Annotated in this window: 5 protein-coding genes; all 5 read right to left on the bottom strand. The window is 49.5% G+C overall.

Translation table 11 applies throughout. The annotated features are described in order from the left end of the window. Positions 1-277, bottom strand: a 277-nt coding sequence (locus QCH34_RS06180; protein WP_300331787.1) for an ABC transporter permease subunit, incomplete at its 3' end; no start/stop codon positions are given. Between the two features lie 126 nt (positions 278-403). Further along, on the bottom strand, positions 404-1,180 hold the full coding sequence (locus QCH34_RS06175; RefSeq protein ID WP_300331784.1) for a basic amino acid ABC transporter substrate-binding protein: 777 nt from the start codon (positions 1,178-1,180) through the stop codon (positions 404-406). Positions 1,181-1,305: 125 nt separating this feature from the next. Further along, the gene (locus QCH34_RS06170) at positions 1,306-1,677 is read right to left on the bottom strand and encodes a response regulator (RefSeq protein ID WP_300331781.1); all 372 of its coding nucleotides are present in this window, start codon (positions 1,675-1,677) and stop codon (positions 1,306-1,308) included. After that, the gene (locus QCH34_RS06165; protein ID WP_300331778.1) at positions 1,674-4,166 is read right to left on the bottom strand and encodes a PAS domain S-box protein; all 2,493 of its coding nucleotides are present in this window, start codon (positions 4,164-4,166) and stop codon (positions 1,674-1,676) included. Before QCH34_RS06165 ends, QCH34_RS06170 begins: the two co-directional genes overlap by 4 nt. A gap of 75 nt (positions 4,167-4,241) precedes the next feature. Continuing rightward, complete coding sequence (locus tag QCH34_RS06160) at positions 4,242-5,213, bottom strand: EF-Tu/IF-2/RF-3 family GTPase (protein ID WP_300331775.1); 972 nt, start codon at positions 5,211-5,213, stop codon at positions 4,242-4,244. Positions 5,214-5,337 lie beyond the last annotated feature (124 nt).

Genomic DNA, 5,337 nt, shown 5'->3' with positions numbered 1-5,337 from the left:
CCGCAATCCAGAATGGTCCAATATCAAAGCCGAGTACCGGGATGATGCCGAAGTAGAAGAGGAAGAGAAGGACCAGAATCGGGAGTCCGCGGAAGATCCAGATATAGGTGCGGACACAGTACTGGAGGGGGGCAGGGCCATACACCTGAAGAAGCGCCATTGGAATCCCCATCAGAAGCCCAAGCCCAAGGGCAAGGATCACAAGCCCGAGAGTCGTGAAGACACCGGAGATGAGATAGGGGAGGGAATCAACAATGGCCGGGGAAAGAATACTCAAACAGGATCACCACGGAAAGATACCCTGAAAGAACAGGGCTGATGGAAGTACTCAAAGTGTTGTCTCCGTGATGAGAAAAAGGTAGGGGAAATGAGTTTTTGGTTGGGATAATTGATCCTAAACCAGTTACTCAAGGCCATATTTCTGCTTCAGCTCATCCCATTTAGGTGATGCCTGAAGCCGGTCGATGCCTTCGTTGATGGTGGCGAGGAGCTCGGTATCTTCCTTCCGGATTGCAACACCATACTCTTCATCCGTCTCAACGAGACCGACCTTCCGGAGACCATTCGTCTGGATAAATTCATTCACGACCGGGACATCGAACATCACTGCATCAACACGCTTGTTCTCAAGATCCTGGACTGCAAGCGAGAAGCCTGTATATTGTTTGAAGTCATCTCCGGCGAGGAGGCCTGTATCAACCAGATTTATCTGGATATAATCTGCAGCAGTACTGCCCCGCTGTGCACCCATAACAACCTTACCTGCAAGTACATCCTCGATAGTCATCTCGGAGTCTGCACGTGCGGCAACTGCCTGGTTAACAATCCAGTAGGGTTCTGAGAAGCTGACACGCTCCTGCCGCTCCGGGGTGATCGTCATCCCTGAATAGACCATATCGATCTTTTTTGTAACAAGGCTTGTGACGATGCCGTCCCATGCCATCGGCTGGATCTTCACATCAAAGCCCATTTCTTCACCGATCCACCTGATAGATTCAACATCGAATCCGGCAGCCGAGCCATCAGCTTCGATATAGCTGAAGGGCCTGTAATCACCATCGATACCAACAATGTAGAGTGGCCGGTCTGACGGAGCGGGAGTTTCCCCACCCATGCAACCGGCTGCAAACAAGGACAATACAACTGCCGCAACGAGAGCGGCACACACCTTAGCGTTCATGAAATAGAGATTACGTTAAAGATCATATATAGCCGTTATGAATTGAAACCGGGAGGAGGCCTCCTCTAACGATGACTAATAGAATGCTTATTCGAAAATGAGGGTGATGGAATCTGGTTGTTCGTTTATGACCTGGAGCTGAAGAACTCGCCCAGAGTCGCTTCGAGCTCCTTGAAGGAGACGGGTTTCTGGAGAATGAGGGTTATCTCATTTTTATATGGCTCGATCTCCTCATCCCGGATGTATTTTGCAGTGAAGAGCATCACAGGAAGGCCGATAATCCCCTCTTTTTTGATCTCATCCAGGAACTGCCATCCGTCAATGGGCGTCATCATCAGATCCAGAAGAACCAGATCAGGCATCTCCTCCTTGATTGCTGCGATCGCATTCCATCCGTTATTATGGGTGACTGCGACATACCCAAGCTTCTTCAGGAGAAGTCCCATCACCGTGAGGTTCGGGATATCATCATCGACCACCATCACCGTCTTTGTCATATTACTAACCTCATGGGTATTCGTATGGTAAAAATACTCCCCTTCCCGGGAACACTTGAGACACTGATCTCACCGCCATGAACCTGAACATACCGTTGTGCAATAGAGAGACCAAGCCCCAGCCGGTTATATTCCCGTGTTAATTTCTGGAGATCCGCGATATGGAACGGTTCAAAAATATTGGAGAGAGATTCCGGATCAATTCCCATGCCGTTATCGATAACCCGGATGATGTGGGCATCAGAATCAGCCTCATACTCCACTGAAACCTCACGGGGCGGTTCATTATACCTCACCGCATTGCTGATGATGCTGGTGAAGACATGATAGAGGAGATCCGGGTCTCCCAGGATGGTGGCAGATGGCGGCACCTCATTCTTCACCCGGGCATCTGCCCGACAATTATACTCAACGATGATATCCTCGATGAGATCCCGGATTGGTATCTCCCGGGAATTCGGTACAATCTTATTTGAGTCAACAAGTGAGAGGGCAATCATCCGATCGATGATCCTCCGCTCCTGATCGATATGCTTCTGGCAGAGCGTCAGCATCTCCACCACATCCGGCGGGAGGTTCAGGGAGCCCGGATCTGCGAGGATAAGACTGAGATAGCCAACAACAGGTTGAAGAGGTGTTCTCAGTTCATGGGAGGCAACCATCACAAAGTCAGATCTTCGTTCGATCTCACCCCTGAGGTTCTCTTCAAGTCTTTTCTGGGTCGAGATGTCAATCAGGATCCCAAGTTCAACTGGCTCGCCATCTGATCGAAATGCCCGCATTTCCACGGTACCTGGAGAGAACTCGCCATTTTTCCTCGAGAAGACAATCTCTGCCGGAGTGTTTTGTTGCGGCAGCCCGCGAGCCTCCGGGAAGATTGAAGAAACCCGCTCACCCAGAAGCTCATCCTCGGAATACCCTGTTATCTGACAGAATGAAGGATTGACGAACTGTATCACCCCATTTCCACAGGTGAAGATACCAACAGGCACATGGCGTATCAGCTGGAGATAGTTTGCCTCCTGTTCGAGCATCATATCGAGCATCCGCTGTTCTTCGGTGATATCGATGATGGATACAACCCTGTGTCGTGTATCCGGAATAATTGCAGTCAGAAGCATGCAGTTCCGTTCATCACCCTGTGCATCGATGATGGTAACCTCATACTCCTCATGAGACTCATGCCCGGCATCGGTGCTGATGCAGGCCTGGATGATCGGATGATCTTTTTCGGGGAAGAGGAGCTGAATGAGGGATCTCCCGTGGAGCTCCTCTTTCTCATATCCCGTCAGAGTGCAGAACTCATCATTGACAGATTGAATGCAGCCGTTTTCATCAATGATGAGGATCCCGGCACCGGCATTTTCGAAGATTATACGATGTGCGGACTCTGATTTCTTCCATAAAGCCTCATTCTTCTTCTTCTCGGTGATATCGTGGATCATCACAATCGCAGATCCACTCCCCTGTCCCCGCTTAATCGGGTTAATATGAACAGTAAACCACTTCTCCACGCCGGATTCTTCATAGAGGATATCCCGCTTGATCGACTTTTCCTTTGAGAATACCATTTCATGAACATATGGATCCGAGAGGATCTGCAAACAGGGGAAGAAATCCAGAACGGGCTTACCAACAATATCGGTGACTCCCCGAATCTTCTGGGCATGCCGAAGGGCTGTCTGGTTATTCAGAAGAATATGATGATCCGGGCTGATGACAAGGATCGGCTCATCTATCGAGTCAAGTGTCTCTTTGTATTCGATCCGGGTTTTCTGATATGCCTTCTCTGCATTCTTTAATGGCGTGATATCAACAGCAGAGATCAATACCGCATCATCATCAAGAACCGATCCCGAAAGCCGGAAGATATGGGGGGCTCCATCTCTTCCAATGAGTACTTCTTCATGATCAGAGATAGATCCCCCTTTCTCTATTTCATCGAGGAGATAATCTGCCCTCTCGGGATTTTGCCAGAGCTGCTGCAATCCTTTTCCAAATATTGATGATGAACCGGATACCAGCAGGCTGACAGAGAGAGGATTGGCATCCATGATTGTCCGTCTCTTTCTATCCACAATCAGGGTGCATGATTCCGAACATTCGAGCATCCGTGAGTATCTCCCGGCCTTCACCCGGACATGATCCGCAACAACCGCAACAAAGACGCCAAATGCAATAAAGAGGGTGAAATTAACCGTTGATGCATAGATGATCGCAACATCATTCCGTGCAAGTGAGAAGACCAGGGCAAAATACCCAAGTGCAATCGCAACCGCAATAATCGTCTCACGCCGGGGGAAGAGGAAGGGGGTAAAGACTATCGGAAGCAGAAAAAGGGCAGGATAGACATCATGGATACCATGCTGCACACCATGATAGGTGATGAGATATGCAGTCACCGTCAGGGCGGAAAAGACCCATAGCCTGATAAATAACGATGAATGCGCACCCTTTCCAAAGGAAGAAAGGGTTTTCATATCTCCCATACAATTATATATTGATCTTCCGAAGCATTTATACCTTCTTCTCAATTAACCCCACAAAAGCCCCGAAACGCGCATTCAGGCAAGTTTGAGGGAACCCACAATCCTGAGCTTTCCCCCTTCAAGATAGTGGAGCACAACGGTATCACCGGGGAGGTGGACGAGTGGTTTCTCCAGGCTGATCGTCAGGGTAGGATGCCGGAAATCCCCATCATCCATAACTGCAGTCACCTTTCCGGAGATGAACTGCATCCAGTGGCCAGAATAGAGAACCATCCCCTCATGAATCGGGGAGGGCCAGTATTTTACAAGTGAAGCCCCGGCATGTATCTGATCAGTGACCAGAACTGCCGGATTTGTTGTGAGTACAAACCCGCGATCCAGATCATCAGCCTCGATATTCTTCAGGGCAAGGCCAACCCGGTCGTCCTTCACCGCATACGCCGAGTCGTCATCATGCTTCTGGATTGACCGGAGTATCGCCTGTTTCTCACCGGGAAGCGCCTTCAGCTGATCATGCTTCCTGAGGCAGCCATCAACGACGCCCCCAAGGACAACCGTTCCGATACCTTTGACATTGAAATGGTGATCGATTGCCATTGTACCATATGGCTCTGATCCTGCCGGAGGTTCACCAGACTTGATGAGTGCAGCATCCTTTAGGAGAAGCTCTTTTAACTCAATCCAGTTCGGCTCACAGAACCTGTACCCTTCAAGAACAGTTCCTCTGAAGAGTGGTTCAACCTGATCCTGCCCGAGGTAATTTCTGAGTATTATATACCCCTCAGAAACACCTGCGCAATCGAGCATCAGGATACATTCCCCAAGTTGCGGTGTGATCTCGTCGATAACAAGGATGGCTGCCTGTGCCATCGAGACCGAGAAGAAGAGGGATGAGAGCCGATCGGGATACCTGGACGGCTCAACGAGCGTGACCGTATCCAGATCACGTTTCAGGTTATAAAAAGTGATATCCGATGAGGTGCCCTTCTTTCCAAGTTCACGCAGAACATCAGGAGGTGCGATCGCTGCAACTGTCAGGTTTCCCATGGGATCATGGTTTGCCGGATAGGGTGAAAAATACACTACCTCAACGATTGAACCCAGAGCCTATATCACCCATCATCTATAAACCCATACTTCAGATGCGGCCATATATCATCATCAACGCTGC

This window comes from Methanocalculus sp., assembly GCF_029762515.1.
Lineage (GTDB): Archaea > Halobacteriota > Methanomicrobia > Methanomicrobiales > Methanocorpusculaceae > Methanocalculus.
Note: the sequence above shows the minus strand (reverse complement) of the source record. Positions and strands in the feature narration are given on the sequence as shown.

Bases quoted from the DNA above. Each gene is read 5' to 3' on its own strand.
- QCH34_RS06175 (WP_300331784.1), bottom strand. From the start codon at position 1,180: ATGAACGCTAAGGTGTGTGCCGCTCTCGTTGCGGCAGTTGTATTGTCC.
- QCH34_RS06170 (WP_300331781.1), bottom strand. From the start codon at position 1,677: ATGACAAAGACGGTGATGGTGGTCGATGATGATATCCCGAACCTCACG.
- QCH34_RS06165 (WP_300331778.1), bottom strand. From the start codon at position 4,166: ATGGGAGATATGAAAACCCTTTCTTCCTTTGGAAAGGGTGCGCATTCA.
- QCH34_RS06160 (WP_300331775.1), bottom strand. From the start codon at position 5,213: ATGGGAAACCTGACAGTTGCAGCGATCGCACCTCCTGATGTTCTGCGT.